The sequence below is a fragment of the Marinobacter sp. LV10R510-11A genome (genome assembly GCF_900215155.1).
GTDB lineage: Bacteria > Pseudomonadota > Gammaproteobacteria > Pseudomonadales > Oleiphilaceae > Marinobacter.
Genome location: NZ_LT907980.1, coordinates 1,577,768 through 1,604,153, shown reverse-complemented (window position 1 = coordinate 1,604,153; position 26,386 = coordinate 1,577,768). Strand labels below are relative to the sequence as shown.

Genomic DNA, 26,386 nt, shown 5'->3' with positions numbered 1-26,386 from the left:
GTGCAATTGCCTCGAGTGCCGTCTGATTTGTGTGCCCGGGGGTCTTTAGTCAGTCAAGATTGCATTTCGGAAACTCGGGTCGGCTACTCAGGCTTCGGGGCATGGTGTATCCTATGCTCCATTCATGCGAACAGCAGGGTATTCCATGCCAGTATCAGACCAGACCCCGGTTTTAAAGCCGCTGCCGGCCCTTTGGCTCGCCGCTTTTTTTGCGCTCATGCTTGCCATGGCGCCCGCTCCGGCGGCTGCCGTCACGGTATCCGGGCTTTATAATGTTGATGTTCCTGTGTCTGGCTCTGGGCAGGATGCTCTCGCTCAGGGCTACGCAGATGGCTTGGCTCGGGTTTTCGTGCGGATTTCAGGTACCCGCGAGGTGCTTGCGTTTGATGGTGTGCCGGCCCTGCTTGCAAACGCAGAATCGTTATTGCTGTCTTATCAGGTACTTCGTAATGATAACGGCCAAAGTCGGCTGAGTATGGCGTTTGGCGCTGTAGGCGTGAACCGGGCTCTCGCATCGGTTGAGGCACCAGTTTGGGGGGCTAACCGCCCGTTGACCCTGGCTTGGGTGGCAGTAGAGGATCGCGGCGTCCGCACATTAGTTACAGGTAACGGTGCGGGCCAGGCTGATGACAGTGGAAACGGCGCGTGGTCCTCAGCATTTGCCCGTGCTGCCCGGGAGCGGGGACTGCCGGTCACGCTGCCATCAACTGAGTTCAATGGTAATAGGGAAATGCTGTCAGATATTTGGGGGCAGTTCACAGGGCGTGTGCGTAAAGCGTCTGAAGGTGTGGAGCACGACGTTCTTGCTCTGGTTCGGGTGAGTCGATCAGGGGGGCAGTGGCATGCAGGCTGGGTATTTGAGGGTGCAAAGCTCAATAGCAGCGAAGAGTCGGTCAGTGCCGATACGCGAGAAGCGCTGGCAGAGACACTGGTTAACCGCTGGGCGGAGTTGTATGCCGGCCGTTACGCAGTTGCGGCGGGTGAGGTTGGCGACTTGCCTCAGGTTGATATTGTATTGCGCGGTGTCACGTCTGTTTCTGACTACGGCAAAGCCAGTCAGGTTCTTGAGGGCCTGACGCCCGTGGTAAAGGTTGGTGCATCCCGGGTTAAGGGCGAGCAGTTAACGCTTAGGGTAGCGTTTTCCGGCGAACTGAGTCAGCTCAAGCAATATATTGCTCTGGATTCCCGTTTTGTGCCTGTTAAAGGGGAGCCGCAGGAAGCGCAGCCGCCCCGTACGCAAGCACCAGCTGCCTCCTCTGCAGTGCCAGCCCAAGCGCAGGCCGCAGAGGGTGAGCCAGAAGCCACTCCGAAGGGCCAGGCAGGCGCCGGTTCTTCTGGGCAGGCTACGTTTACCTACCAGCCATCTCCGATGGACGAAGAAGAAGCGGAGCAGGCATTTGAATCGCTTTATCAGGTTCTTTATTACCGCTGGCACCCGGTGCCGGTTATCGAGAATGATGGCGGGCAGTAAGCTGCCACCGGAGGCGGTTCTGTGAGGTCACACGCTTGGCGCTGGATTCCCAATGCTCTGACGTTTGTGCGCATTTTGCTGATCGCTCCTTTCGCCAACGCTTTGCTGGTTCAGGAGTATCGCCTCGCTTTGTTAATTTTCGCCGTCGCATCGGTTACAGATGGCCTTGATGGTTTCCTTGCACGGCATTTCAACTGGCGTTCACGGTTTGGTGCTGTGGCCGATCCGTTGGCGGATAAAGCCTTGCTGGTTACGGCCTATCTAATGCTGACATATACATCGGTGTTACCACTGTGGCTGTTTGTGCTGGTGCTGGGGCGGGATATCCTGATTGTTTTAGGTGCTCTTGTTTATCACTACTGTATCGGCCGTTTTGATATGGAGCCGAGCGTGCCTGGTAAGTTGAATACTCTGGTTCAAGTTCTCGTGATTCTGGGTATTATTGTTATTCTGGCTGGATTGCCAGTTCAGCCAGTGTGGCTGGATGCGGGAATATGGTTGGTTGCAGCATCGGCTGCGTTCAGCGGCGGCCATTACATTCTGATCTGGAGTGCACGGGCATGGAGGGCCAAGCAGTCGTGAGCCCCTCTCAACTAGCTCTTGGCATAAAGCTACGGGACGATGCACGTTTCGACAATTTCCATGGTGGCCGCAACCGGAACGCAGCGTTGCGCCTGCTGTCAGTATTCAAGCAGCCAGCTGGGCTGCCAGTGGTAGTGGTCTGTGGTGATTCAGATACTGGCAAAAGCCACTTGCTTCAGGCCGCCTGCCATCATGCGGAGGCTGAGCGGAAAACCTCTGTTTGTATTAGTATTGCTGAGCTTGAGCCCTTTGGGCCGGAAGCGCTAGCGGGCTTGGATGCCATGGACGTTGTCGCGCTTGATGATCTGGATAGAGTGGCGGGAAAAGCGGACTGGGAAGAGGCGGTTTTTCATCTGTACAACCGATTGCACGACAGCGGCCATATGCTGGTCGTGAGTCTCTCCGAGGTTCCTGGCTCCCTGCCTTTTGTGTTGCCGGATCTGGTATCCAGGCTGCATCATGGGCTTACGGTTCAGCTCGGAATTTACCGAGATGATGATCGGTTAAAAATTCTTATGGCCCGTGCTGAACAGCGTGGCCTGACAATGACGGACGACGTTGCAGGCTTTATCATGCGCAGGGCGCCGAGGCGACTTGGAGACCTGCTGAGTATTCTCGATACCCTTGATGAAAATTCCTTGCAGGCTCAGCGACGCCTCACCATTCCGTTTGTGAAAACAGTCATGCAGTGGTAGCAACACAAAAACTAGGCATAACAAAACACAGAGACAGCATTCAAACGATAAGGCACTGAATAAAGTGCCAGATGGAGAGACGACATGAGACGGGTAGTATTCAACCAGAAAGGTGGAGTAGGGAAGTCCAGTATTACCTGTAACTTGGCAGCGATTAGCGCCGCCCGGGGCAAACGGACACTGGTGGTTGATCTGGATCCTCAGGGGAATTCGACCCATTATCTTCTGGGTAAACCTGCCAGTGAGCTTGAAGATACGGTTGCAGACATGTTGGAGCAGACGGTAGCGTTCAAGGTATTCAATCGTCGCCCCGAGGAGTTTGTTCACGCTTCACCGTTCAAGAATCTCTTTGTGTTGCCTTCCAGCCCTGAGCTGGATTTCCTTGAGCGCAAGCTGGAGGCGAAGCATAAAATTTATAAGCTCCGTGAGGCGCTCAAAAAGCTGGGTGAATCCTTCGATGAAATTTACATTGATACGGCACCGGCGCTGAACTTCTATACCCGTTCCGCGCTTATCGCGGCTCAGCGTTGCTTGATCCCTTTCGATTGTGATGATTTCTCTCGTCAGGCGCTTTATAATATTCTCAACGAAATCCGTGATTTACAGGAAGACCACAACGAAGAACTTGTGGTTGAAGGTATTATTGCCAATCAGTTTCAGCCCCGTGCGACCCTGCCAAAGCAACTGGTAAAAGAGTTGATAGCGGAAGGCTTGCCGGTGCTACCGGTACGCTTGTCCAGTTCGGTAAAAATGAAAGAATCCCACCAGTGCCGGCAACCGCTTATTCACATGGCGCCGAAACACCCGCTTACACGCCAGTTTGAAGATCTTTACCGAGTGCTGAATGGCGAGGCGGTAGAGCTTGAGCCTCTTTCAGATTGACACAGGTTTTTATGACAGATTCTGGTGACGTTACAGGGCAGGTTGCGGATTGTCTTCTGGGTATTGAGATGGAGCTGCGTCAGCTCGGTTTGTGGGAAATAGAGCGCCCCCCTGCGGATGCGTTTCAAAGCACCGAGCCATTTTGCCTCGACACGCTGACGTTTACCCAGTGGGTTCAGTTCGTGTTCCTAGAGCGCATGAAGCTGATTGTTGAAAATGATCACCCCTTGCCGGCGGTTTCTGGCATTGCGCCCATGGCCGAGGAGTACTTCCGCGGCCGCCCCGAATCAGGGCTACGTTTGATTCGGGAGCTTGAGGCTGTTGATCAGTTGCTGTCGAGCAACTGATCAATCCAGTCGCATGGAGAGATCTATCGCTCTGACGTCCTTGGTCAACGCGCCAATTGAAATATAGTCGACGCCGGTTTCCGCAATGGGAACCAGTGTGTCTGCGCTGATGCCTCCAGATGCTTCCAGTTTTGCCCGCCCTTTGTTTATGGCGACTGCAGCATGCAGATCATCCATGGAGAATTCATCAAGCATGATGATGTCAGCGCCTGCGCTGAGGGCCTGATCCAACTCCGCCAAGTTTTCAGTTTCTACTTCTACCAGTTTGCCAGGTGCGATCCTGCGGGCTTCACCGATAGCGTCAGCAATAGATCCGCAAGCCGAGATGTGGTTTTCCTTGATGAGAAAGGCATCCCACAGGCCTATTCTATGGTTATGGCAGCCGCCACAAGTCACCGCGTATTTCTGGGCGAGCCGCAGTCCTGGCAAAGTTTTGCGGGTATCCAGAAGGCGTACACCGGTATGAGCCACCCGTGCTGCGTAACCTGCGCAGTTTGTCGCAACCCCTGAAAGAGTCTGCAGCCAGTTCAGCGCAGATCGCTCAGCGGTTAGCAGGCTTCTAGCGGTACCTTTCATGCGAAACAAGACCTGGTCGGGAGACACGGATTCGCCATCCTGAACCAGCCACTCCAGTGACACTGAGCTGTCCACCTGGCGAAACACTTCGTCCACCCACTCGCGGCCCGCTATCGTTGCCTGCTCCCGTGTAATGACACGCCCCGTGGCCTGTTTCTCCAGCGGGATAAGCTGGGCCGTTATATCGCCGTCGCCGATATCCTCCCGCAGGCTCAGCGCGACGGTCTCAATTTGTGATTGGCGTAGGCGTTCAGTGAAAATCATGGTCATGCGTCCGCTTGCGTCTGGGGCCAAAGGATTCTGAAATATTCCGGGTGCACGATTCTATAGCCCGCCAACGGTTTCGCCAAATAATGAAGAAAGTGTGACCTGAGTCCGGTCTACACAAAAGGTGACAAATTCGGACACAAGGTGACGCGGGCAACTCGTATGATGTGTAATCAGAGTAGTTTCAAACCTATGGCCAAGCGTGTTACATGCCCTGGTCGGGAGCCGTTAAATGAAGCAGGATAACAAGGTTGTCAGTTTTTCTGGTCAGAAGCCGTTTTCTCGGTTCGAACTGCCGCCGGCCCTTGTTCGCTTGCGTGATACGTCAGGCTTGGTTCTGAAGGGCGTTCTCGGGCGCTTTTTCGAGCGTGCTGACGATGCTTTGTTTGAATTGGCTGACCGCGCTGGTTCCAACACGGATCAGACCGTTTATTTTGATGCCATGCGCGAATTAAGGCTGCGCCGTAAAGCCATGGCGGTCTCAGTACTGCAGTATGTCAGCCAGGCATTTAACGACATCGGCAAGTTCCGTCCTCGGCACTCTAGCGGGGCTCTGGACGATGTTGATCAAGATTCCCTCAGCCTAGTAGAGCATTCAGATCTGGAGCAGCAGGTTGCTGTTGATAATCTGATCAATAAACTACGTAATCGGTATCAGGGCCCGATCCAGCTTTTGTCGTTGCGGGTAAACCACTTGGTTCCTAAGGTGGAGCTGGCTGATAGCCAAATGCCGCTCAGCCCCGAAGTTATCTGTGGAGGCGTTGCTGAGGCTTGCGCCGATCTGGATATCGACATCCGCGCAAAACTGGTTGTGCTTAAATTGTTCGATCGCTTGCTGGCAGATACCCTTGGTGATTTTTATCAGGACGCTAACCGCACGCTGATCTCAGAAGGTGTTCTGCCAGACGTTAAACGACCACAACCCCGTTCGCCAGGGGGCACTCCCGGTGCCAGATCTGCGACTTCAGCACCTGTGCCGCCAAGTTCTGTGCAGCACGGGAGAGGCGATGAGGCGAGCGAGCTAGGCAGTGGCCAGAGCTATGGGCAGAGCTATGGCCAGAACTATGGCCATGATCAGATGCAAGGTGAAGTTTCTTATGCGACGTTTTCCGAATTGAGCGCACTCCTGCACCAGAAGGGCAACCTATATGCCACGGCCGAGCCGGCCACGACCGATAAAACCTATCTCGATACTAACCGACTGATGGCTCGTCTTAGCGAAGCGCAGGCTTCCTTTGGTCCGTGGGAAGGCGGTGAAGTGGCCTCATTGGACCAGCAGCTCCAACCTGTGCTGCAGGCGGCGAATGGTCAGCAAGCCAACCTTGGCCAAGTGGACAGCGATGTAATCAACCTGGTGTCCATGTTATTTGATTTCATACTCGAAGATCGGCAATTACACTCGGTAATGAAAGCGCTCATCGGGCGCTTGCAGATACCCGTATTGAAGGTTGCCCTGAGCGACAAAACCTTTTTTAACCGGGGCGGTCACCCGGTTCGTAAACTGTTGAACGAGCTTGCCCTCTCTGCCATTGGCTGGAGTGAGAAGCGCCCCGGCCAACGCGATCCTCTGCATGAAAAAATCGGGGTTGTTGTGGATCGGGTACTCAACGAATTTACCGACAATGTGTCGATTTTCGATGAGCTACTGAAGGATTTTTGCCACTTTACGGATCTTGATCGCCGCCGCGGGGAGCTGGTAGAGCAACGGCTGCGGGATGCCGAGGAGGGCAGGGCGCGTCAGGAGCGGGCATGCCAAGTTGCTGAATCACTAATTAAGGATTTTACGGCCGCACGAGATGTTCCGGGGCCCATTCTCGAGATGCTCAATGAGGCCTGGACAAAGTATTTGCAGTGGGTGTTATTGCGGGAAGGCGAAGAAAGTGAGCGTTGGGCCGATGCGAGTGAGCTCACCGGGCATCTTGTTTGGAGTGTGGATCCGCAGCCGGTTGAAGCGACTACCCGAAGCGAACTGCTCCGGGCGATCCCGGCTATTGTTGACGACTTCCGCGTAGCCCTTCAGGAAATATCTTGGGATCCGTTTGCCACGGATACGGCCGTACGCGATTTGGAGCTGGCCCACGTAGACGTATTTCAGCGTTTGGCTACTGCGCCACCTCAGCCAGAAAGAGATCCTGATCCAGTGATCGCTGAAGCGGTTACCGAAGAGCTGCAGGCGGGTGTGGCAGAGCCGAACGAGGCCGAGGCAGCGCCGTCTGTGCTTACTGAGCCCGTTGATGAAGCGCCAGCTTTGGAAGAGACAGAGGTGGTTCCCCAGCAATGGCTGGATCAGACGGACAACCTCCGTGTTGGCGCTTGGATTGAACTCACCCGCGACGGAACCAAACTGCGGTGTAAACTGGCGGCGTTTATCAGAGCCACGGGCAAGTACATTTTTGTCAATCGTAGTGGTGCGAAGGTTGCAGAGTATCGTCGTCAGGAGCTGGCTGCCACGATGGCGAGCGGTGCCGTCAGCATGCTCGATGACGGGCTTATCTTCGATCGAGCGCTGGAATCTATCATCGATAACCTTCGCAGCAGCCGCAAGGATTGATCCGTGGTAACCGGCCTTACTTTGTGATTCAATCAAACCACAATGTAATGCTCTGATAACTATGGATTCACCTTGCCCCACTCAGCCTCTTATCACACTGGTGCGACCGTTTACGGCGAAGACATAAAAGCTCTTCGCGAAACGGGGCGCCTTTCATCTGCGCGCTGGTGTCCGTCGCCGAACTATGGCCCCCGACCAGAAGGTGCGGCTATAAGTCTTCTGGTGGTGCACAGCATCAGCCTTCCTCCCGGTCGGTTTGGTGGGCGTTACATTGAAGACTTTTTCACAAACTGCCTAAACCCCGCCGAGCACCCGTATTTTTCAACCATTGCCGATATGCGCGTTTCTGCCCACGCCCTGATTCACAGGGATGGAGCGGTGGTGCAGTTTGTCAGTCTGTTGGAAAGAGCCTGGCACGCCGGACGTTCGTGCTTTCAGGGTGTTGAAGAGTGCAACGACTTTTCCCTCGGAATTGAGCTTGAGGGCGCGGATGACATTCCTTACACGCCGGAGCAGTATCGTTCGCTTGCAGCGCTTACGACAGTGGTTCGTTCAGCCTGGCCGGCTATTACCAGCGACCGGGTTACTGGCCACTGTGATATCGCGCCCGGCCGCAAGACCGACCCCGGGCCGGCATTTGATTGGCATTATTTTTGGGCGTCTTTACAGGCTGCCCAAGCTGAGAAACCCGGTGGCGAACCGTCTCGAAAAGGAGCTGTGTAAATGATTCTGGTGGTTTTTCTTATTGCCTACCTAGTGCGTCGGCGCCTTGACAGTCTTAATACGATTTCCGGTGATGAGCTATGGCGACGCTGGTTTCGCCATGGCCGCGTAGCTAAAGCCGGCCATGAATCGGGCACTCTGAACGGCCTGCTTTTGGTGGCGGTGCCGGCGCTTCTGGCAGCCCTGAGCGTGTATGTTCTGGCGCTATACGGCTGGCGGATAGCGGCCTATCCGCTGGAAATCCTTGTGCTCGTGCTGATGATGGGCGCGCCTGGCTGGCGGCAATCTATCGAGCCTTATACTGAAGCCTGGCGCAAGGGCGACATGCAGGCAGCTTGGCATTACATACAAGAACGCCTACCTGCCAGCGAGCGCGGTGCAGCGGCATCACCGGAAGTTATGCACCTTTCCTTGTCCCGGGCTTTGATGCTGGCGGTCTTCCAGCGTTTTTTCTTGATTGCATTCTGGTATGTGGTGGGTGGTATCGGCCTGGCGATTTTTGTGCGGGGAATTGTGGCCCTAGCAGAGCAATGGCCCCAGGCCGCCGCAAGGCCGAGATATCTCAAGGCCTGCGAGTGGGTTAACTGGGTACCGGTAAGGTTGCTTTCAATAACCTTCGGAATTGCCGGTGACCTGTCGGGTTGGCTGAGAGAAACCAGGGCAGGGATTGCTGGCATTACGAAAAAAACGCCAGAGGTGCTCATGATTTCTGCTAATGGGTCGTTAACCGGATATGCTCTTGATCCAGCGCGGTTTTCCCAGATTCACCCGGATGAGTGGGCCAGTTTTGGTGGGCGCAGCCTGAGTGCGGTGAGAGACCTGCTCAACCGGAGCATGCTCGTGTGGATATGCGTACTGGCGTTACTGGTTATTGCCGGAGTTGTCTGAAGAGTTGAGTAGCAAAATATAGCACTCAAGTTTTTGGGTGTTCGGGCGATAACAAAAGAACAATAATTCAGTTGTTTGTGATCCAAAGAGAGGCCGATGTGAAGCAACTCATTAATCCCGCAGTAGCACTGATGAACCGGTTGCCGATGCTGTACAAATTCAGCCTCATCAGCATCTTGTTCCTTTTACCGATTGGTGGGTTGTCTTGGCTCGTGATGACTGAGCTCAACCGCTCGGTTGAGACCATGACCCGCGGCGTCGAAGGCCTAGAGCAATTACGTCAGATTGATCGCCTTGTAGATGCTTCTTTTGACTATCGCGATTACCGCGCGCCCGCAGTGGCTAAAAATGAAGACGCCATCATGGCCCGCTCAGATGAAGCCGCGAAGAAAATTAGCGCTATTTTGGATGGCCTGACGGCGGAAGCCCGCTCATTTGACGTGTCTGGCGCTTGGGCCGATCAGGTGGAAGCCCTCAAATCTGATTGGCAGAGCGTCCGCGCAGATGATAACTACCAGACCAACTTTGATCCGCAGTTCAAATACTTCCAGGGATTTGTCCAGAAGGTATTGGCGCTTCTTCCCGGTACCATAGAGAGCTCAGGTTTGGGCCAGGGTACATCAAGAGAAAATCTACTAGTTCTTGGGTTGATCCGTGAAACCCTGCCAGAAGCTCGCAGCGTTATCGGGAAGGCACGCTCCTATGGCATGTATGCGTTGGTAGATGGCCAGATTGGTTATGCTCTCAGTGATAACTTCAACGAAATTTATGATGGCTTGACCAACCGTGGCTCGTTGGTTTCGCCGGCACTCACGCTAGCTGCAGACACTTCACCAGCGCTGGCATCCAAAGCGGGTGATGCATTGAGAAGCGTTGATGAGAGCCTTCTGAACGTCCGTGAACTGGTCGACCTGAATATCATCACGCCGATGCGGCTGGAGCTATCCTGGCAGGAGTATGACTCGCGTATTGCTACTGAGCTGACGGGTTATGGCGAGCTGAAAGCTGCTGCGTTTGATGTGATAGAAGCCAACTTGAATGCCAGTTTGGATCAAGAGGTGAGCCAGCGCCGCCTGATCGTAGTGGCACTAATCGTGGTTCTGCTTATTGTCGTGTACCTCTATATTGGCTTTTTCATGTCCGTGCGCACTGCGATCAACCGGTTCAGTGAGGCGGCGCGCAAAGTGGCGGCAGGGGATATGACGACCCGTATTTCACTCGATAACCGTGATGAGCTGGGTGAACTGACCGGCGAGTTCAACAGCATGACGGATCGCATTGCCGAGCTGATACGGTCTGTTAGTCGAACAACGTCTGACGTTGATCAGCAAGCTGCCAGAGTGAAAGTCACGGCTACTGCCAACAGTGAAGCAGTGGCGAACCAGATGGCAGAAAGTGGCCAGATTAATGAGGCCATGAGCCAAATGGTTGAAGCCGTGAGCGAGGTAACCGAAAGTGCTCACCGGGTTGCAGACAGTGCCACCGCCGCCGAGCAGGATACAGAAACCGGCCGTGGTGTGGTTTCGGATACCGTGGAAACTATCAACCGGTTGGCGACCGAAATTTCCGGTGCCGTGGATGTAATCAACCGAGTAAGCGAAGACAGCGACAACATTAGCCAGGTGCTTGTGGAAATCAAAGCGATCGCCGGGCAGACCAACCTTCTGGCGCTGAACGCTGCCATTGAAGCCGCTCGTGCGGGCGAGCAAGGCCGCGGTTTTGCGGTCGTTGCCGACGAAGTACGCTCACTGTCCCAGCGCACCCATAAGTCTACCGAAGAAATCGAGGGTATGATTTCACGGCTTCAGAGCGGCGTGAAAGATGCTGTCGCCGCCATGACCAACAGCCGTGATGTAACCCAGGCAACCGTTCAGAAATCCGGAGAAGTAACCGAAGCACTGAGCCGGATTGCCAAGGGTATCTCAGTGATTGTGGACATGAGCCACCAGATCGCCCAGGCAGCAGAAGAGCAGTCTGCGGTATCCAAAGATGTGAATGCCAGTGTTGCCCACATTGGTGAACTGGGCACATCGACTGCTGCTAATGCTAAGGAAACACTGGCTTCATCCAGTGAAATGTCCGAACTGACGGCTTCTCTGCAGAGACTTGTGGAAGCGTTTAAGGTTTGAAGTTGGGGCTACATCCCTGACTTCTTTTGATCCCACAAAATCTCTTCAGCGCCGTCCCGACGGGCTAATACCCTTGCGGCTACAAACAGCAGGTCTGATAAGCGGTTCAGATACTGGCGACCAAGAGGATTGATAGAATCTTCATGGCTTAGGGCAACCACCACACGCTCAGCGCGGCGGCACACTGCGCGAGCTAGGTGGCACTGGGCCGTTGCAGGGCTGCCGCCGGGCAGGATGAAATTCTTCAGGGGTGGCAGTGGCTCGTTCAGTTCGTCTAGCAGGTTTTCTAACCAACTGATGTGCTCATCGTTGATCGCCTTACTGCCTGGAATCGCAAATTCACCACCCAAATCAAACAAATGGTGCTGAATGCGGCGCATTGGCTCCAGCATCTCGTCGTCGCTGTCCAGAGTTTCAATTAGCAGACCAATGTGGCAGTTCAGCTCATCGGCCATGCCCATCGCCTCAACACGCTGGGCGTTCTTTGCAATGCGATTACCATCGGCCAGACCGGTAGAGCCGTCATCACCGGTGCGGGTGTAGATCTTGGAAAGGCGATTGCCCATGAAGAACTCCTTATTGGTTAAACGCTGATTAGTTAAGAGCTGATTGGTTAAAATCGTTATAAAGCTTGTACTCGCTCAGTCAACATTTGGTTTACCGGCGTGGCAATGTCATTGCGCTTTCCGCATTGCACAAGGTAACCATTAATAAAATCGATTTCGGTTTTACGTCCCGCCTTAACATCCGCGCGCATGGATGATGTATTGCTGGCGGTATTCCTCGCCACCGTTTCAACACGCTCTCGCAGAACTTCCGGTGCAATGTTCTCTGCGGTTTCCGCATGCAACAAAAGAGATATCTCCCGGCAAAGCCCGTCAATATTCTGCTGATAGAGAGGGGAGTCCAGAATCTCACCGTTAGGGCAGTCCAGCAGAGCCGTAAACGGATTGATCCCCGCGTTGACCACCAACTTCTGCCAGAGCCGCTTTAGAATGCTGTCTTCAGCATGAACCCTCAACCCGGTTGCAGCCAATTGCTGAACGACACCGGCGGTGTGGTTCTCCGCAAAGGCCGTCAGTGAACCCACCCAAGTATCCCCAGCCCCAGCATGAACCAATACATCCGGCGAAGGCCGATTCGCACCCTCGGTGGTACTGGCCACCAGAATCGGCCTCTCTGGCCAGCGTTCGGCAACCGCCTGCTGGCTACCGAGACCGTTCTGAAACAAAACAACAGGCGTGTCGACCGGAATACAAGGTAGCCAGCTCTCCAAAGCGGAGAGCGTATCTCCAGCTTTCGTTGTCACTAGCAGAAGCTGTACGTTCCCCGTTGATTGAAGCCAAGGAAGGCTAACAAAGGTGCGGGCCTCCCCAGAGTCCGGCGAAGCCGTCAGGAAGCCCCTCCCGAAACCTTGTGGAGCCAAGGATGGCGGAACAGAGCGTACAAGGACGTATTCACAGCGTGTTTCGGGAGGGGCTTCCTGACGGCTGAAGCTCCCCCCAAGCCCAAATTCATGTTCGGACATATCATTAAAGAGCCGAGGCAAAAAACCACAGTCCTCAGACGGCAAAAGGGCGGCCCAAAGCCGCCCCAAAGAACCCGCTCCAAGAATGGCAATCAACTCGCCACCCCCGGAACGCTCACCCACAAACACCATACCTACATGGCCTCAATGTCTGCGCGCTGCTGGTTCAACCGGCTCAGGTTACTCCGAGCCTCCGCCAGCTTCTCCTGCTCCTTAGCAACAACCTCAGCCGGCGCCTTAGCAGTAAACTTCTCATTGTTCAGCTTGCCTTCAAAACGCCCGATTTCCTTCTGCAGACGCTCAAGCTCCTTGTCCAGACGCTTCAGTTCTGCATCCTTATCAATCAGACCAGCCATAGGAACCAGCACTTCCATATCGCCCACCAACTGAGTGGTACTCATGGGAGCATTGTCGCCCTCAAACCACTCTAGGCTTTCCAGCTTGGCCAAAGAGCTCAGGAACTGACGGTTCTCATTCATCCGGCGCTGCCCGTCTGCGCTGTTGCCACGGAACAGAACCGGAATCTTCTTCGCCGGGGAAATGTTCATCTCGCCACGGATATTACGCACCGCCACAATCACACCCTTCAGCCAATCAATATCCTCGACGGCCTGTGAATCGTGCTTGCTGGCATCCATCTGCGGGAAAGGCTGCAGCATAATGCTGTCACCGGATTTGCCCGCCAACGGCGCAATGCGCTGCCAGATCTCTTCTGTGATAAACGGCATGATTGGGTGCGCCAAGCGCAGAACGGTTTCCAACACGCGAACCAGAGTGCGGCGTGTGCCGCGTTTGGCTTCGGCGCTAGCACTGTCGTCGCTCAGGGAAGGCTTGGACAGCTCTAGGTACCAGTCGCAGTATTCGTTCCAGATAAACTCATACAACGCGTGGGACGCCAAATCGAAACGGTACTGATCCAAGTGGCGGGTCACATCCTGCTCGCACTGCTGCAGTGCGCTGGTAATCCAGCGGTCTGCCAGCGATAGCTCAACCGGCTCGCCATTCACGCCGCAGTCTTCACCTTCGGTGTTCATCAACACGTAACGGGCGGCGTTCCACAGCTTGTTGCAGAAGTTGCGATAGCCTTCCAGGCGCTTCATGTCCCAGTTAATGTCGCGGCCAGTGGTGGCCATGGCTGCCAGGGTAAAGCGCAGGGCGTCAGTGCCGTGGGCAGAGATGCCTTCTGGAAATTCCTTTTCTGTTTGCTTGGCAATCTTTTTGGCCAGCTTGGGCTGCATCAGGTTACCGGTGCGCTTCTCCAGCAAAGGAGCAAGATCAATGCCGTCGATCATGTCCAGCGGGTCAATCACGTTGCCCTTGGATTTGGACATTTTGTCGCCGTTCTCGTCACGGATCAGGCCGGTGACGTAAACGGTCTTGAACGGAACCTGCGGCGTGCCATCTTCATTCTTCATGAAGTGCATGGTCATCATGATCATCCGGGCAACCCAGAAGAAAATGATGTCGAAACCGGTAACCAGCACATCGGTAGAGTGGAAGGTTTTCAGGCGCTCGTTGATTTCTGGCCAACCCAGAGTGCCGAACGTCCACAGGGCAGAGCTGAACCAAGTATCGAGAACGTCGTCGTCCTGTTTCAGTGCGAAATCCGCCGCCAAGTTGTGCTTCTCGCGCACTTCCTCTTCGCTGCGGCCCACGTAGATATTGCCTTCCGTGTCGTACCAAGCCGGAATGCGGTGGCCCCACCAAAGCTGGCGCGAGATACACCAATCCTGAATGTCGCGCATCCAAGAGAAGTACATGTTTTCGTACTGCTTGGGCACAAACTGAATACGGCCGTCTTCAACAGCTTCAATAGCCGGCTTCGCCAGAGTCTTGGCATCGGCAAACCATTGATCGGTCAGCATGGGCTCGATGATCAGGCCAGAACGGTCGCCACGGGGCGCGCTCAATACGTGATCTTCCACCTGCTGAACCAAGCCAGCGGCGTCCATATCGGCAACGATCTGTTTGCGCGCGTCTTCCCGGGTCATGCCGGCGTAAGTTGCGGGCAAGGAAGCATCCAGCTCAGTATTTTCAGTGCCGTCGCTGTTGAACACTTCGGCCTGTTCGCGAATGTTCGCGTCTTGGGTTAGCACGTTCATCATCGGCAGGTTGTTGCGTTTGCCCACGGCGTAGTCGTTGAAATCGTGGGCTGGGGTAATCTTCACGCAGCCGGAGCCTTTTTCAGGATCGGCGTGGTGATCGGCAATGATTGGAATGCGGCGGTTTACTAGTGGCAGCATGATGAACTTGCCAATCAGGTGCTGATAGCGCTCATCATCCGGGTGCACGGCAACGGCTGTATCGCCCAGCATGGTTTCCGGGCGAGTGGTCGCGACGACTAGATAGTCTTTGCCATCTTGTGTGGTTGCACCGTCGGCCAGCGGGTAGCGCAGATGCCAGAAATAGCCTTTCTCTTCCTTGTTCTCAACTTCCAGATCAGAAATGGCGGTGTGCAGCTTGGGATCCCAGTTCACCAAGCGCTTGCCACGATATACCAAGCCGTCTTCGTACAGACGAACAAACACTTCCTGCACGGCCTTGTAGAAGCCGTCGTCCATGGTGAAGCGTTCGGTGTCCCAGTCTACCGAGTTGCCCAGTCGGCGCATTTGGTCGGTGATGGTGCCGCCAGATTGTTCTTTCCAGTCCCAAATCCGCTTGGTGAATTCTTCTCGGCCCAAGTCGTGGCGGGTTTTGCCTTCTTCAGCGGCGAGTTTGCGCTCAACAACCATCTGCGTAGCGATGCCCGCGTGGTCACTGCCGACCTGCCACAGGGTGTTGTGGCCCTGCATGCGTTTGTAGCGGGTGAGCGTGTCCATGATGGTGTGCTGGAAGGCATGGCCCATGTGCAGGCTGCCGGTCACATTGGGAGGCGGGATAGCGAGGCTGTAAGATTCGCCTTCGCCACTGGGGCGGAAGTAGCCTTTGGATTCCCAGTTCTCGTACCACTGGCGCTCGATGTTTTCTGGCTGGTAGGTTTTTTCCATGGGTTTTGCTGGCGACCGTTTGATTGATTCACAAGGGAAAATTGAAACGCATGATTATACATGGTCGCCCGGATTGCGGCGAACCTGAGCGTTAGGCTAACGCTTTCGTTGATCGTGCACTTGAGGTTCGACACCCAGTGCTCTGAGTTGTTTGAAATGCGACCGAGCTTGGTTGAGAACCGCAGGGTCATTGTGGGCCACGAGAGCAAGGCGCTTGAATCTGTCCGCGTTTGCCGGAAGAGTCTCCGAAAGAATGATAACGGTGTCCCAGTCTTCAGCTACCGGCGGGCACAGCAGTATGCCGACTGATTCGATACAAGGTGTAGCGGCGTCGGGTATCACGCTGTGGGGAATGAACGCATCTGGGCTGAAGTTCCAAATCAAGTCGTCCAGTTCTTCAGCCTGTTGAGCGGTATCACACACAATGCACACCCGGTCGCCTTGCTGCCAAGCTTTGTTTACAAGCTTAGTGGCGTGCAGGTGGCGAGCGGCGGGGGTGTCCTGCAGCAGGATGTGAAACCAGTAACGCTGGTTTCTTGCCTGCTGCTCGGAGCCACCGGCAGCATGGCTGCCGGTTTGTGTTGCCGTACTGCTTTCCACATTGCTATCCAAATTACTTTCCACATTACTACCCGGCATGGGACATCAGGTAATCGACCAACAGCGGAACCGGGCGGCCTGATGAGCCTTTGGCTTTGCCGGAGTGCCAAGCAGTGCCAGCGATGTCGAGGTGCGCCCAGCGGTATTCCTTGGTGAAGCGCGACAGGAAACAAGCAGCGGTAATGGTGCCCGCCGAGCGGCCGCCGATGTTGGCCATGTCTGCAAAGTTGCTGTCTAGCAGGCTCTGGTACTCATCCCACAGCGGCAGGCGCCAAGCTTTGTCGCTGGCGCGATCGCCGGCGGCCAGCAATTCGTTGGCTAGCTCGTCGTTGTTTGCCAACAGGCCAGTAGCCTCGTGGCCGAGAGCAACGATGCAGGCGCCCGTTAGAGTGGCCAAATCAATCACGACTTCCGGGTCGAACTTTTTCACGTAGGTGAGGGCGTCGCACAATACTAAGCGGCCTTCAGCGTCTGTGTTGAGGATTTCCACGGTCTGGCCCGACATAGTGGTCACAATGTCGCCCGGGCGTGTGGCGTTGCCATCCGGCATGTTTTCAGCGGCCGCGATCACGGCAACCACGTTGATTTTTGGCTGGGTCTCCGCAAGTACTTGCATGGCGCCGAATATGGCTGCAGAACCCCCCATATCGTATTTCATTTCATCCATGCCAGCGCCTGGCTTAAGGCTGATACCGCCGGTGTCGAAGGTGATGCCTTTACCTACAAGAACATACGGCTTGTCTTTTGCGTTGCCACCGCGGTATTCCATTACAATCAGGCGGGGCGGCTGAGTGCTGCCTTTGCCGACCGCCAGGAGGGAATTCATACCCAGTTTTTGCATCTGCTTTTCATCAAGGATTTCCGTCTTGATGCAATCGTGGTCGGCTGCCATTTTACTGGCTTGTTCGGCCAGCCACACAGGGTGGCAGATGTTGGGCGGCATGTTGCCCAGGTCACGAGTGAAGTTCATGCCACGGCCGGTCGCCAAACCTAAGTTGAACGCTTCTTTCTGGGCTTTGCCGGTGTCTGAGGCGGCAACCAGAATTTTGCTGAGTTTGCGCGCATCAGGCTTTTCGCTTTTGAAGTCGCTGAACGCGTAGAGCTGGTCTTCCAGCGTGCGACCAACCAGGCTGAGTTTTGCCAGCTCTGAGCTTACGCCTTTATCGCCAGTCAGAGCCGTGTCCGAAAGGGCGATTAACACGCTTTTTGAGGGCCCGTCTTTTAGCACGCCCATCATTGCGATAAGCGCCTTGCGGAAGTTGGGCGGGTTGCGGTCTGCGTCTTTGCCGGTGCCTACAACTAGCAGCCTGCTCCAGGTTTGGTCACTCAACGGAATCAGGTTTGTGTCTGCGTTTTTGCCGCTGATGTCGCCGGCTTTCTGAAGTTTGCTGATCAGCCCGCCTAATGCGCCGTCTGCCTCGGTGGTGGAGGCCGGCCAGTCGCCTTTTTCTGGCAGGGCAATGACCAGGCAGTCGGCTTTGGTGTTCGCAATGGCTTTGCTGTTGAGGCTGAAGTTCATGGAAACTCCTGTTGGTGATCCGTGGAAGCCGCAGTTGTTGGCGGCGGGAATGATTTGTTCCGATACCACCAAGCATTGGGGTTTGAAGGTGGATTATCAAGCGGGGAGAGCAGGTTACTTCGCTTTATCGGCATATAATCTGTCGTGGCCTTAACGTGTCTATACTGTCATTCAGCCCCAAGGTTACATAGAATACGCGCAGTTTTCCTATTCCTCCATGTTCCGGTTTACACGGGCAGAGAAACCGTTTTGAGCATTATTTTCCGCTATCTCATCCGTCAGGTTATGGTCAGCATGGTTGCCGTTTCAGGCATCCTTCTGCTCGTGTTCATGAGTGGGCGTTTTATCAAATATCTGGCGGGTGCTGCTGAGGGTAAGATTGCACCCGGCGTACTGTTTGAAATCATGGCCTACCGTTTTCCCGGGTTTCTTGAGCTCATCCTGCCGCTGGGGCTTTTCATTGGCATATTGCTTGCCTATGGCCGGATGTACCTGGAAAGCGAGATGACCGTTTTATATGCCTGTGGTGTGAGTGATCGCCAGCTGCTTTCAAAAACACTGATAGGTAGCCTTGTGGTGATGGTCGTCGTCGGGAGTATGAGCCTGGTGGTTTCGCCCTGGGGCATGACGCAGGTTGAGAAAATTTTTACCGAACAAGCCAAGGCGACGGAATTCGACTTGCTTGCGCCGGGCCGCTTTCAGGAGCTTTCATCTGGTGGCCGCGTCACCTACACCGAGGCCCTCAGTGATGATAAACGTCGTCTGAAAGGCGTGTTTATTGCCGAATACGGCCGTGATGGCGAGGGTGTAAGCGTCATTGCTGCGGAATCGGGGTCCCAATTGATTGATGAGGAAACGGGCAGTCGTTTCCTTATTTTAGAGAACGGTGCCCGCTACGATGGAATGCCCGGCAAACTGGATTACCAAATCACCGGCTTTGAAGCCTATGGCCTGAAGATCCGCAGCGGTAGCATTGGCGACGTGGAGCTAGACGAGGGGGTTACCACCGGCCAGCTTATGCGCTCGGATGACCCCCGAGACAGGGCCTTGCTGCACTGGCGTTTTTCATTGCCGCTGATTGTTCCAATTGTCACGTTGCTGGCGGTGCGGCTTAGCCGCGTGAACCCCCGACAAGGCCGGTTTTTCCATCTTCTGCCCGCAATGCTTGTGTATGTTGCGTACCTTGGTTTACTCATCGTTGCTCGTGATGCCATGTCAGAAGGTAAGGTGCCTGAATGGCTGGGTATGCTTTGGGTACACGCTATCTTCCTTGCGCTGGGCTTGTGGCTGCATTTTGGCCCGGCCTGGCTTCACAAGCGAAAGGTAACGCGGACAGGGGCAGCCAATGCGTAAGATTGATCATTATGTGATGCGCAATGTTGGCGGGGCCATGCTCCTGGTGATGGTAGTGGTGCTATCACTGGATCTTATTTTTGCCTTCGTTGCTGAGCTGGACGACACCCGGAACAACTACCAAATCTGGGATGCGCTCTGGTATGTGGCTCTCACGTTGCCGCGCCGGATATACGACTACCTGCCGTTAGGGGCCTTTATGGGCTGCTTAGTCGGGCTGGGTTCCATGGCCAGTTCCTCTGAGCTTACGGTTATTCGCGCGGCAGGGGTTTCTCTTAAGCGGGTTGTCTGGTCGGCAATGAAGCCAGCATTGGTGATCGTTTTGGTGGGTGTTCTTATCGGTGAGTATATGGCGCCGCCAGCTGAGCGAGCCGCCCAGAGCTATAAAGCCGTTGCTCTGGGCGCCGGCAAAAATGTCGCGGTGGCCCATGGTGTATGGCATCGCGAAGGGGATGTGTTCATGCATCTTAATGCGGTGCAGCCTAACGGCGTACTGCATGGCATCTCCATGTTCCGTTTCAACGATCAGCGTCAGTTGATGGCTGCCAGTTTTGCGGAGCGGGCGACCTACAAGGGCGACCACTGGATGCTGGAAAACTCCACCACCACTCGCTTAGAAGGTGACTCCACGAGCCGCGAGGAGAATAAGTCTCTGCGCTGGGACACGGGTCTATCGCCTAGTGTATTGAGTGTGTTGATCGTGAAGCCAGAAAACCTTTCTATGACGGGTCTGTACACCTACGCCAGTTACCTTGGCGATCAGGAGCTGAATGCGTCTCCCTATTGGCTGGCGTTCTGGAAGAAAGCTCTAATGCCGTTGGGTACTGGGGTAATGGCGCTGGTGGCTATTTCCTTCATCTTCGGGCCATTGCGCTCGGTTACCATGGGTTTCCGTGTGTTTACCGGCTTGCTTGTGGGGCTGCTGTTCAAGTACATGCAGGATTTGTTGGGCCCAATGAGCTTGGTTTACGGTTTTAACCCCGTACTTGCGGTTGTCGTGCCGATTGCGGTGAATGCGGCGTTTGGTGCGGTATTGATGCGCCGGGCAGGGTAGCTGCCCAGCGCTTTGTTTCAGTCTGTTTTTGGTTTTTTTACCACACTTACAACAACGCTTTCTGAAACCCGGTCGGTTACTGAAAGACCGTTTACTGGGTAGAACAGCGCGACCATTGCCGGAACTGAAAGGAAAAGCGTTGCAGAACCGAGGTAATAGCCAGCGAGTAGGGCTATGAACAACACACCGGCGGCGGTTACGTAGCGACGAAGTGCTTGGCTCCAGCTTACGGATGTGCCATCCAGATTCTCTATACGTATACGCCATACCTGCATGCCCAATGTTTGTCCGACGCGCGTCCAAAAGTATGCAAAGAACAAGTACATCACCAAAAAAAGCGCAAATGTCAGCCCGGGCTCTCCGGATAATTGGCCCGTTTCAGCTTTTTGTAGAGGTGCATCCCAACTGGTGACCCAGCCGTTTGCCCAGCCGGTTATCATGGTGTAAATACCGGTGGTAACCAAGAGCACGGCAATGCTGATCAGACCGTCGTAAACAATGGCGAGAGATCGTTTAATAAACGACGCTGGGGGAAGCAGTTCGTCAGCGGCGTGGAAGCGACGGGGCATGGGTTCTCCTGTGATTTTTCACGTTTTTCATGTACTCGGCGTGTGCTAGAGTAGCGGATTTGCACACGCATGTAAGTATTCGTATTCAATCGCGGATCCGGCCGGTTTACGGTGGGATTTATGGAAGGGTATCAAAGGGCTATGAAAACCGCAGAGTTGCGACAGGCATTTCTCGATTATTTTAAACAGCAAGGTCACTCCATTGTTTCAAGCAGCTCGCTGGTGCCAGCGGATGATCCAACACTGCTGTTCACCAATGCGGGAATGAACCAGTTCAAAGACGTGTTTCTTGGTCGTGAGGAGCGCGACTATAGCCGCGCAACCAGCACCCAGAAATGTGTTCGGGCCGGCGGCAAACACAACGACTTGGAGAATGTTGGCTACACAGCGCGCCACCATACGTTCTTTGAGATGCTGGGCAACTTCAGCTTTGGTGACTACTTCAAACGTGAAGCGATCAACTATGCGTGGACATTTTTAACGGGCGAACAGTGGTTAAATCTGCCCTCTGAAAGGCTGTGGATAACCGTCTATGCAGACGACGACGAAGCCTACGACATCTGGAATAAAGAAGTGGGTGTGCCGGCGGATCGTATTATCCGTATCGGAGACAACGGCGGCGCCCGCTATGCCTCAGATAACTTCTGGCAGATGGGTGACACCGGCCCTTGTGGCCCGTGCTCCGAAATTTTCTACGACCATGGCCCAGATGTAGCAGGCGGCCCTCCTGGGAGCCCAGAAGAAGACGGCGATCGCTACATCGAGATCTGGAACGTGGTCTTCATGCAATACAACCGCACCGCGGATGGTGAAATGCTCAACCTACCTAAGCCTTCCGTGGATACGGGTATGGGCTTGGAGCGAGTGACAGCGGTTCTGCAGGGTGTGCACAGCAACTACGAAATCGATCTTTTTGATGACTTGTTAAAAGCGGCCTCTGAAATGCTTGGTGGCGCTGCAACCACTGAAGCCAGCCTGCGAGTCGTTGCGGATCATATCCGCTCCTGTGCGTTCCTGATTTCCGACGGTGTTATGCCGTCCAATGAAGGTCGTGGCTTTGTGCTTCGGCGCATCATTCGCCGTGCTGCCCGCCACGGGAATAAGTTGGGTGCCGCCGGCCCATTTTTCTACAAGTTGACCGGCGCCCTGGTTGAATTGATGGGCGAGGCTTTTCCGCAGCTGGTCAGTAGCCGGAAGCAGATCGAGAGAGTGTTGCTGCAGGAAGAAGAGCAGTTTGTAAAAACTCTGGATAAAGGCCTGCGCCTTCTCGAGCAAGATATTGCGGAATTGAAAAGCGAGATTATTCCGGGAAAAACCATCTTCACGTTGTACGACACCTTCGGCTTTCCGGTGGATCTCACCAACGACATAGCCCGTGAGCGCGGCTTGACGTTGGATTACGAGGGCTACGAAAAAGCCATGGAGAGCCAGCGTGAGCGGGCCAGAGCAGCCAGCAAGTTTGGTATCGATTACAACGCCGCCAGCCTAGGCATTGAAGGGAAGACCGAATTCACCGGTTATGACCAAGTGGATGGCCACGAGAAAATTCGCGCTGTGGTCGTGAACGGCGAACATAAAACCGCTGAAGCCGGTGATGAGGCCATTGTGGTGCTGGAGCGCACGCCGTTTTATGCCGAATCCGGCGGCCAAGTAGGGGATACCGGGTTGCTGACCTGGAGTGGCGGTCGTTTCAAAGTAACGGATACCCGCAAAGACGGGAATAACCACTTGCATGTGGGCACTCTTATTGAGGGTGAACTGTTTCCCGGTTTAGAAGTGGACGCACGCATTGATCACGGGCGTCGTGACAAGACCCGCCGCAACCACTCTGCAACTCACTTGTTGCACGCGGCTTTGCGTAAGGTTTTGGGCGAACATGTTGGCCAGAAAGGCTCACTCGTTGACCCAGATAAACTGCGTTTCGATTTCTCGCACTTTGAGGCTGTTACACCCGAGCAGCTGAAAGAGATCGAGCGCCAGGTGAACGAACACATTTTGGATAACACCGCGGTGCAGACCGACATAACGGATATGGAGCAGGCGCAGGAAAAAGGCGCCATGGCTCTGTTCGGCGAAAAGTACGGTGATGTTGTTCGTGTATTGAGTATGGGCACGGATAGCTACTCCGTGGAGTTGTGTGGCGGTACTCACGTGGCACGCACAGGCGATATCGGGCTGCTTCGGATTACATCGGAAAGTGGCATTTCTTCCGGTGTTCGCCGCATTGAAGCGGTGACCGGTTTTGGCGCGCTTGAGTGGGTGGATGAAACCGAACGCACTCTGCGTGAAGCGGCTCGCCTAGTGAAAGGCAGCCGGGAAACGATTATCGACAAGGTGCAGCAAACCATTGATCGCAACCGGCAGCTTGAGAAGGACGTTGATGCCCTCAAGGCAAAGCTGGCCAGTTCGGCAGGTAGCGACTTGGTAGATTCTGCGATAGAGGTCGCCGGCCTGAAAGTGGTTGCTTCCGAGCTTGAAGGTGCAGACCGTCAAACGCTCATGGAAACCGCCGACCAGCTTAAAAACAAGCTGGGTGAGGGCGTGGTTGTACTCGCCAGTGTTGAGGATGGAAAGGTGACCCTGGTGGCAGGTGTGACCAAGTCCGCAACGGGCCGAATCAAAGCAGGCGATCTGATGAAGCATCTGGCCGGCTTGGTTGACGGCAAGGGCGGAGGCCGTCCCGATATGGCTCAGGGCGGTGGTAACGACCCCTCAAAGCTTGCCGAAGCGCTTGCCGGTGTGCCGGAGTGGGTTGCGAAAAACATCGCCTAAGCAACTGTTTTTCTGAAGTGGTCGGGGTTTATAATTCTTGCCGCTTGTTTTTTGACGGGCAGGGCGTTCTGCTCTGCCATAGGCCTCAGATTCTCATATTGGAAAGACAATGGCTCTGTTTGTTCAAAAATTTGGTGGCACCTCGGTAGGTACAACCGAGCGCATAGAGGCAGTAGCTGAGAAAGTGTGTGGCTTTCGCAATGCGGGCCATGATGTTGTGGTGGTGGTTTCTGCCATGAGCGGTGAAACCAATCGGTTAATTGGGCTGGCCAATGATATTACGGAAGAGCCCGTTTCGCGCGAAATGGATGTTCTGATTTCTACGGGGGAACAGGTAACCATGTCTCTTCTCTCCATGGCTCTGCAGAAGCGTGGTTGTGATGCGCGTTCTTATACCGGGTCGCAAGTCCGCATACTCACGGACGACGTGCACACTAAGGCACGCATCAAGGCGATCGACGAACAGCGCATACGTGCGGATTTGGATGCGGGTCGTGTGGTGGTGGTTGCCGGATTTCAGGGTGTTGATGAAAACGGCAATATAACCACATTGGGCCGGGGCGGTTCCGATACCACCGCCGTGGCTCTAGCAGCCACGCTGAAGGCTGATGAGTGCCAGATCTATACCGATGTAGACGGCGTTTACACGACAGACCCTCGAGTGGTGGACAGTGCCCGTCGTCTAAAGCGGATTACATTTGAAGAAATGATGGAAATGGCGAGCCTGGGCTCTAAAGTGCTTCAGATTCGCGCCGTAGAATTTGCGGGCAAATACAACGTTCCGTTAAGGGTTCTCTCCAGCTTCGAGGAAGGTGAAGGTACCCTGATTACATTTGAGGAAGAAACCGCCATGGAACAACCGGTCGTCTCCGGCATCGCTTTTAACCGTGACGAAGCCAAAGTTACGATCTCGGGGGTGCCTGACACCCCGGGTAGTGCACTGTGCATTCTGAAGCCAATAAGCGAAGCCAACATTGATGTGGACATGATTGTCCAGAACGTTGGTGAGGATAACCGGACTGCCTTCACCTTTACTGTTCATCGCAACGATTTTAATCGTGCCAAAGACGTGCTTCAGCGCGTTTCAGACGAGCTGGGTGCACGGGGAGTGAGTGGCGACACCAAGATTGCAAAGGTCAGCATCGTCGGTGTTGGTATGCGCTCTCATGCGGGAGTGGCGACCAAAATGTTTGAAGCGCTCTCGGTTGAGGGTATTAACATTCAGATGATTTCCACATCAGAAATTAAGATATCTGTGGTGATCGATGAGAAATATCTTGAGCTTGCGGTTCGCGCCCTTCACAGTGTGTTTGAGCTCGACAAGCCTGGGGTAGAAGAAACCTTGTAACTCAGGCAGCGGCCTAGATGTTTAGGGCTTTAAAAAAAGAGATTTATTTTCTGACCTTGTGCCCGCATGTGATCGTATAAGGGAATGTGCGGGTTATGGTTAGCCAGTGATCTCATTATAACTGATGGAAACCAATCAAAAATTACTTGTCGGAACAGGTAGCTCTGGATAGGGAGTAAGGGATATGTTGATTCTAACTCGCCGTGTTGGCGAAACGTTGATGGTCGGTGATGAAGTCACCGTTACCGTGCTCGGGGTAAAAGGAAACCAGGTGCGAATTGGTGTGAATGCACCAAAAGAAATTGCAGTTCACCGGGAAGAAATTTACCAGCGTATTCAGTCTGAAAAGGGTCTGGAAAAAGGTCTGGATGAGCCGGAGCCCGGCAATAGCTGAGCCGAGAAAAAAGACCGTTCAGGGGCAGCCCGGGCGGTTTTTTTATATGTGGGTGAAATGAAGACGAAAAAAATCACGTTACCCCTATGAAAACAGAAACATTATGGTAATATACGCCCCGTTCTCAAGGAGAGGTGGGTGAGTGGCTGAAACCAGTTCCCTGCTAAGGAACCGTACGCGCAAGTGTACCGAGGGTTCGAATCCCTCCCTCTCCGCCATTTCTTTTTAATAAGAAAGGCAGAACAGGTTGAAGTAACGACCAACCACAATAAGTGATCAACGTGCGGCTGTAGCTCAGCTGGATAGAGTACTCGGCTACGAACCGAGCGGTCGGAGGTTCGAATCCTCCCAGCCGCACCACTTTTTGCAAGTTCCTCTCGAAAAGGCCCTGCCTAATATCGAGAAAAGTTTTAGCGGCTGTAGCTCAGCTGGATAGAGTACTCGGCTACGAACCGAGCGGTCGGAGGTTCGAATCCTCCCAGCCGCACCATAAGTAAGACCAAAACGCCTCCGTCTGTGAATCCCACAGGCTGGGGCGTTTTGCTTTGAGTGGCAGATATTGTCTGACCCGCTCCGGTCGAAACGACTTACAGCGACGCAGCAGACCGCGCCGCTTGGTCGTAGAGCCCGGATATTCCCCTCAAGAAGCCAGCTACAGCGCCCGTGTCAGCTCCTGAAAACCCCAGACTCCGTAGCGAGTCCACTAGGCACTCCTCGCGAATTTCGCGGTAACGCTGGCAAACAGCCGTGCCTTCTTCTGTGGCCGAGTAGTAAGTCTCTTTCCCACGCTTTTCCGACATCACCACCCCGTGCTTCAGCAATTTCTTGAGCGCGTAGGTAACGGTATGGCTATCTTCTACATTCAGCACCAAGCAGATATCTGCGGTTCTTTTTGCGCGATTGCGGTGGTTCACGCTATGCAGCACGAGTACGTCCAGGGGGCTTAGCTCTTGCAGGCCGGCTGCATTCATGCAGCGCACCACCCAGCGATTAAATGCGTTGCCCGCGACAATCAGTCCGAACTCCAGTTCAGATAGCTCCATTGCGCTGCCCGAAGCCAAGTGCGCCGACGAAACGATTGGGCCTACCTTACTGTGGGGAGTGTTGCCGGTATTGTGGTGATGCTTGGAGTCATTGAGTTTTTTCATAAT

The 26,386-nt window shown here is 54.4% G+C and carries 22 protein-coding genes and 3 tRNA genes; 17 read left to right on the top strand and 8 right to left on the bottom strand.

The features are described from left to right. Positions 1 to 145 precede the first annotated feature (145 nt). The 5 genes from CPH80_RS07660 to CPH80_RS07640 all read left to right on the top strand — a co-directional run bounded on the left by CPH80_RS07660 (position 146) and on the right by CPH80_RS07640 (position 3,977). Positions 146 to 1,471, top strand: coding sequence for a DUF2066 domain-containing protein (locus CPH80_RS07660; protein ID WP_096276628.1), 1,326 nt, complete (start codon positions 146 to 148; stop codon positions 1,469 to 1,471). Between the two features lie 21 nt (positions 1,472 to 1,492). Beyond that, positions 1,493 to 2,053 carry a CDP-alcohol phosphatidyltransferase family protein gene (locus tag CPH80_RS07655; RefSeq protein ID WP_096276626.1) on the top strand — a complete coding sequence of 187 codons (561 nt, stop codon included), beginning with the start codon at positions 1,493 to 1,495 and terminating at the stop codon, positions 2,051 to 2,053. After that, positions 2,032 to 2,748: a DnaA regulatory inactivator Hda gene (hda, locus tag CPH80_RS07650; RefSeq protein WP_096276624.1), complete on the top strand. Its 717-nt coding sequence runs from the start codon at positions 2,032 to 2,034 to the stop codon at positions 2,746 to 2,748. Before CPH80_RS07655 ends, hda begins: the two co-directional genes overlap by 22 nt. Positions 2,749 to 2,832: 84 nt before the next feature. Next, entirely contained in the window at positions 2,833 to 3,630 is a 798-nt protein-coding gene (locus CPH80_RS07645; RefSeq protein WP_096276622.1) for a ParA family protein, read from the top strand. Between the two features lie 11 nt (positions 3,631 to 3,641). Continuing rightward, positions 3,642 to 3,977 carry a YqcC family protein gene (locus CPH80_RS07640; protein WP_096276620.1) on the top strand — a complete coding sequence of 112 codons (336 nt, stop codon included), beginning with the start codon at positions 3,642 to 3,644 and terminating at the stop codon, positions 3,975 to 3,977. On the opposite strand, the gene nadC is transcribed toward CPH80_RS07640, so the two are convergent. Next, on the bottom strand, positions 3,978 to 4,817 hold the full coding sequence (gene nadC / locus CPH80_RS07635) for a carboxylating nicotinate-nucleotide diphosphorylase (protein ID WP_096281479.1): 840 nt from the start codon (positions 4,815 to 4,817) through the stop codon (positions 3,978 to 3,980). It abuts the gene before it with no gap. 235 nt (positions 4,818 to 5,052) lie between these two features. On the opposite strand from nadC, the gene CPH80_RS07630 reads away from it, so the two are divergent. The 4 genes from CPH80_RS07630 (at position 5,053) to CPH80_RS07615 (ending at position 11,111) form a co-directional block, all read left to right on the top strand. Beyond that, complete coding sequence (locus CPH80_RS07630) at positions 5,053 to 7,371, top strand: DUF1631 domain-containing protein (RefSeq protein WP_096276618.1); 2,319 nt, start codon at positions 5,053 to 5,055, stop codon at positions 7,369 to 7,371. A gap of 123 nt (positions 7,372 to 7,494) precedes the next feature. Further along, a complete protein-coding gene (gene ampD, locus CPH80_RS07625) occupies positions 7,495 to 8,094 on the top strand; it encodes a 1,6-anhydro-N-acetylmuramyl-L-alanine amidase AmpD (RefSeq protein ID WP_172898645.1) in 600 nt (199 codons plus the stop codon). Beyond that, the gene (ampE, locus tag CPH80_RS07620) at positions 8,095 to 8,982 is read left to right on the top strand and encodes a regulatory signaling modulator protein AmpE (RefSeq protein WP_096276614.1); all 888 of its coding nucleotides are present in this window, start codon (positions 8,095 to 8,097) and stop codon (positions 8,980 to 8,982) included. Between the two features lie 98 nt (positions 8,983 to 9,080). Then, a complete protein-coding gene (locus CPH80_RS07615) occupies positions 9,081 to 11,111 on the top strand; it encodes a methyl-accepting chemotaxis protein (RefSeq protein WP_096281478.1) in 2,031 nt (676 codons plus the stop codon). Positions 11,112 to 11,119: 8 nt separating this feature from the next. Here the strand turns inward: CPH80_RS07615 and CPH80_RS07610 are convergent, their stop codons facing one another. The 5 genes from CPH80_RS07610 to CPH80_RS07590 all read right to left on the bottom strand — a co-directional run bounded on the left by CPH80_RS07610 (position 11,120) and on the right by CPH80_RS07590 (position 17,745). Then, positions 11,120 to 11,677, bottom strand: coding sequence for a cob(I)yrinic acid a,c-diamide adenosyltransferase (locus tag CPH80_RS07610; RefSeq protein ID WP_096276612.1), 558 nt, complete (start codon positions 11,675 to 11,677; stop codon positions 11,120 to 11,122). Between the two features lie 56 nt (positions 11,678 to 11,733). Next, positions 11,734 to 12,735 (bottom strand): ketopantoate reductase family protein, encoded by a 1,002-nt coding sequence (locus CPH80_RS07605; protein ID WP_413772266.1) that lies wholly within the window; start codon positions 12,733 to 12,735, stop codon positions 11,734 to 11,736. Between the two features lie 38 nt (positions 12,736 to 12,773). Further along, the gene (locus CPH80_RS07600; protein WP_096276608.1) at positions 12,774 to 15,626 is read right to left on the bottom strand and encodes a valine--tRNA ligase; all 2,853 of its coding nucleotides are present in this window, start codon (positions 15,624 to 15,626) and stop codon (positions 12,774 to 12,776) included. 96 nt (positions 15,627 to 15,722) lie between these two features. Beyond that, positions 15,723 to 16,238 (bottom strand): DNA polymerase III subunit chi, encoded by a 516-nt coding sequence (locus tag CPH80_RS07595; RefSeq protein WP_227520400.1) that lies wholly within the window; start codon positions 16,236 to 16,238, stop codon positions 15,723 to 15,725. A gap of 16 nt (positions 16,239 to 16,254) precedes the next feature. Further along, positions 16,255 to 17,745 (bottom strand): leucyl aminopeptidase, encoded by a 1,491-nt coding sequence (locus CPH80_RS07590; protein WP_096276604.1) that lies wholly within the window; start codon positions 17,743 to 17,745, stop codon positions 16,255 to 16,257. 249 nt (positions 17,746 to 17,994) lie between these two features. Here CPH80_RS07590 and lptF point away from each other — a divergent pair, with 249 nt between their 5' ends. Both lptF and lptG read left to right on the top strand, forming a co-directional pair. After that, positions 17,995 to 19,098, top strand: coding sequence for an LPS export ABC transporter permease LptF (gene lptF / locus CPH80_RS07585; protein WP_096276602.1), 1,104 nt, complete (start codon positions 17,995 to 17,997; stop codon positions 19,096 to 19,098). Then, the gene (gene lptG, locus CPH80_RS07580) at positions 19,091 to 20,152 is read left to right on the top strand and encodes an LPS export ABC transporter permease LptG (protein ID WP_096276600.1); all 1,062 of its coding nucleotides are present in this window, start codon (positions 19,091 to 19,093) and stop codon (positions 20,150 to 20,152) included. The genes lptF and lptG overlap by 8 nt, the downstream gene beginning before the upstream one ends. A gap of 17 nt (positions 20,153 to 20,169) precedes the next feature. Here lptG and CPH80_RS07575 read toward each other — a convergent pair whose 3' ends face one another. After that, positions 20,170 to 20,721: an RDD family protein gene (locus tag CPH80_RS07575; RefSeq protein WP_096276598.1), complete on the bottom strand. Its 552-nt coding sequence runs from the start codon at positions 20,719 to 20,721 to the stop codon at positions 20,170 to 20,172. Between the two features lie 141 nt (positions 20,722 to 20,862). Here CPH80_RS07575 and alaS point away from each other — a divergent pair, with 141 nt between their 5' ends. From alaS to CPH80_RS07545, 6 genes are all read left to right on the top strand, one after another. Continuing rightward, positions 20,863 to 23,493 (top strand): alanine--tRNA ligase, encoded by a 2,631-nt coding sequence (gene alaS, locus CPH80_RS07570; RefSeq protein WP_096281476.1) that lies wholly within the window; start codon positions 20,863 to 20,865, stop codon positions 23,491 to 23,493. A 109-nt stretch (positions 23,494 to 23,602) separates the two neighbouring features. After that, positions 23,603 to 24,841 carry an aspartate kinase gene (locus CPH80_RS07565; protein ID WP_096276596.1) on the top strand — a complete coding sequence of 413 codons (1,239 nt, stop codon included), beginning with the start codon at positions 23,603 to 23,605 and terminating at the stop codon, positions 24,839 to 24,841. Between the two features lie 184 nt (positions 24,842 to 25,025). Beyond that, entirely contained in the window at positions 25,026 to 25,235 is a 210-nt protein-coding gene (csrA, locus tag CPH80_RS07560; protein WP_096276594.1) for a carbon storage regulator CsrA, read from the top strand. A 128-nt stretch (positions 25,236 to 25,363) separates the two neighbouring features. Further along, positions 25,364 to 25,453, top strand: a tRNA-Ser gene (locus tag CPH80_RS07555). Positions 25,454 to 25,518: 65 nt separating this feature from the next. Next, positions 25,519 to 25,595: transfer RNA gene (locus CPH80_RS07550), tRNA-Arg, on the top strand. Positions 25,596 to 25,648: 53 nt separating this feature from the next. Beyond that, positions 25,649 to 25,725: transfer RNA gene (locus tag CPH80_RS07545), tRNA-Arg, on the top strand. A 97-nt stretch (positions 25,726 to 25,822) separates the two neighbouring features. Here CPH80_RS07545 and CPH80_RS07540 read toward each other — a convergent pair. Beyond that, the gene (locus tag CPH80_RS07540; protein ID WP_096276592.1) at positions 25,823 to 26,383 is read right to left on the bottom strand and encodes a winged helix DNA-binding protein; all 561 of its coding nucleotides are present in this window, start codon (positions 26,381 to 26,383) and stop codon (positions 25,823 to 25,825) included. Between the last annotated feature and the right edge of the window lie 3 nt (positions 26,384 to 26,386).

Bases quoted from the DNA above. Each gene is read 5' to 3' on its own strand.
- CPH80_RS07660 (WP_096276628.1), top strand. From the start codon at position 146: ATGCCAGTATCAGACCAGACCCCGGTTTTAAAGCCGCTGCCGGCCCTT.
- hda (WP_096276624.1), top strand. From the start codon at position 2,032: ATGGAGGGCCAAGCAGTCGTGAGCCCCTCTCAACTAGCTCTTGGCATA.
- CPH80_RS07645 (WP_096276622.1), top strand. From the start codon at position 2,833: ATGAGACGGGTAGTATTCAACCAGAAAGGTGGAGTAGGGAAGTCCAGT.
- CPH80_RS07640 (WP_096276620.1), top strand. From the start codon at position 3,642: ATGACAGATTCTGGTGACGTTACAGGGCAGGTTGCGGATTGTCTTCTG.
- nadC (WP_096281479.1), bottom strand. From the start codon at position 4,817: ATGATTTTCACTGAACGCCTACGCCAATCACAAATTGAGACCGTCGCG.
- CPH80_RS07630 (WP_096276618.1), top strand. From the start codon at position 5,053: ATGAAGCAGGATAACAAGGTTGTCAGTTTTTCTGGTCAGAAGCCGTTT.
- ampE (WP_096276614.1), top strand. From the start codon at position 8,095: ATGATTCTGGTGGTTTTTCTTATTGCCTACCTAGTGCGTCGGCGCCTT.
- CPH80_RS07610 (WP_096276612.1), bottom strand. From the start codon at position 11,677: ATGGGCAATCGCCTTTCCAAGATCTACACCCGCACCGGTGATGACGGC.
- CPH80_RS07600 (WP_096276608.1), bottom strand. From the start codon at position 15,626: ATGGAAAAAACCTACCAGCCAGAAAACATCGAGCGCCAGTGGTACGAG.
- CPH80_RS07590 (WP_096276604.1), bottom strand. From the start codon at position 17,745: ATGAACTTCAGCCTCAACAGCAAAGCCATTGCGAACACCAAAGCCGAC.
- lptG (WP_096276600.1), top strand. From the start codon at position 19,091: ATGCGTAAGATTGATCATTATGTGATGCGCAATGTTGGCGGGGCCATG.
- CPH80_RS07575 (WP_096276598.1), bottom strand. From the start codon at position 20,721: ATGCCCCGTCGCTTCCACGCCGCTGACGAACTGCTTCCCCCAGCGTCG.
- alaS (WP_096281476.1), top strand. From the start codon at position 20,863: ATGAAAACCGCAGAGTTGCGACAGGCATTTCTCGATTATTTTAAACAG.
- CPH80_RS07565 (WP_096276596.1), top strand. From the start codon at position 23,603: ATGGCTCTGTTTGTTCAAAAATTTGGTGGCACCTCGGTAGGTACAACC.
- csrA (WP_096276594.1), top strand. From the start codon at position 25,026: ATGTTGATTCTAACTCGCCGTGTTGGCGAAACGTTGATGGTCGGTGAT.
- CPH80_RS07540 (WP_096276592.1), bottom strand. From the start codon at position 26,383: ATGAAAAAACTCAATGACTCCAAGCATCACCACAATACCGGCAACACT.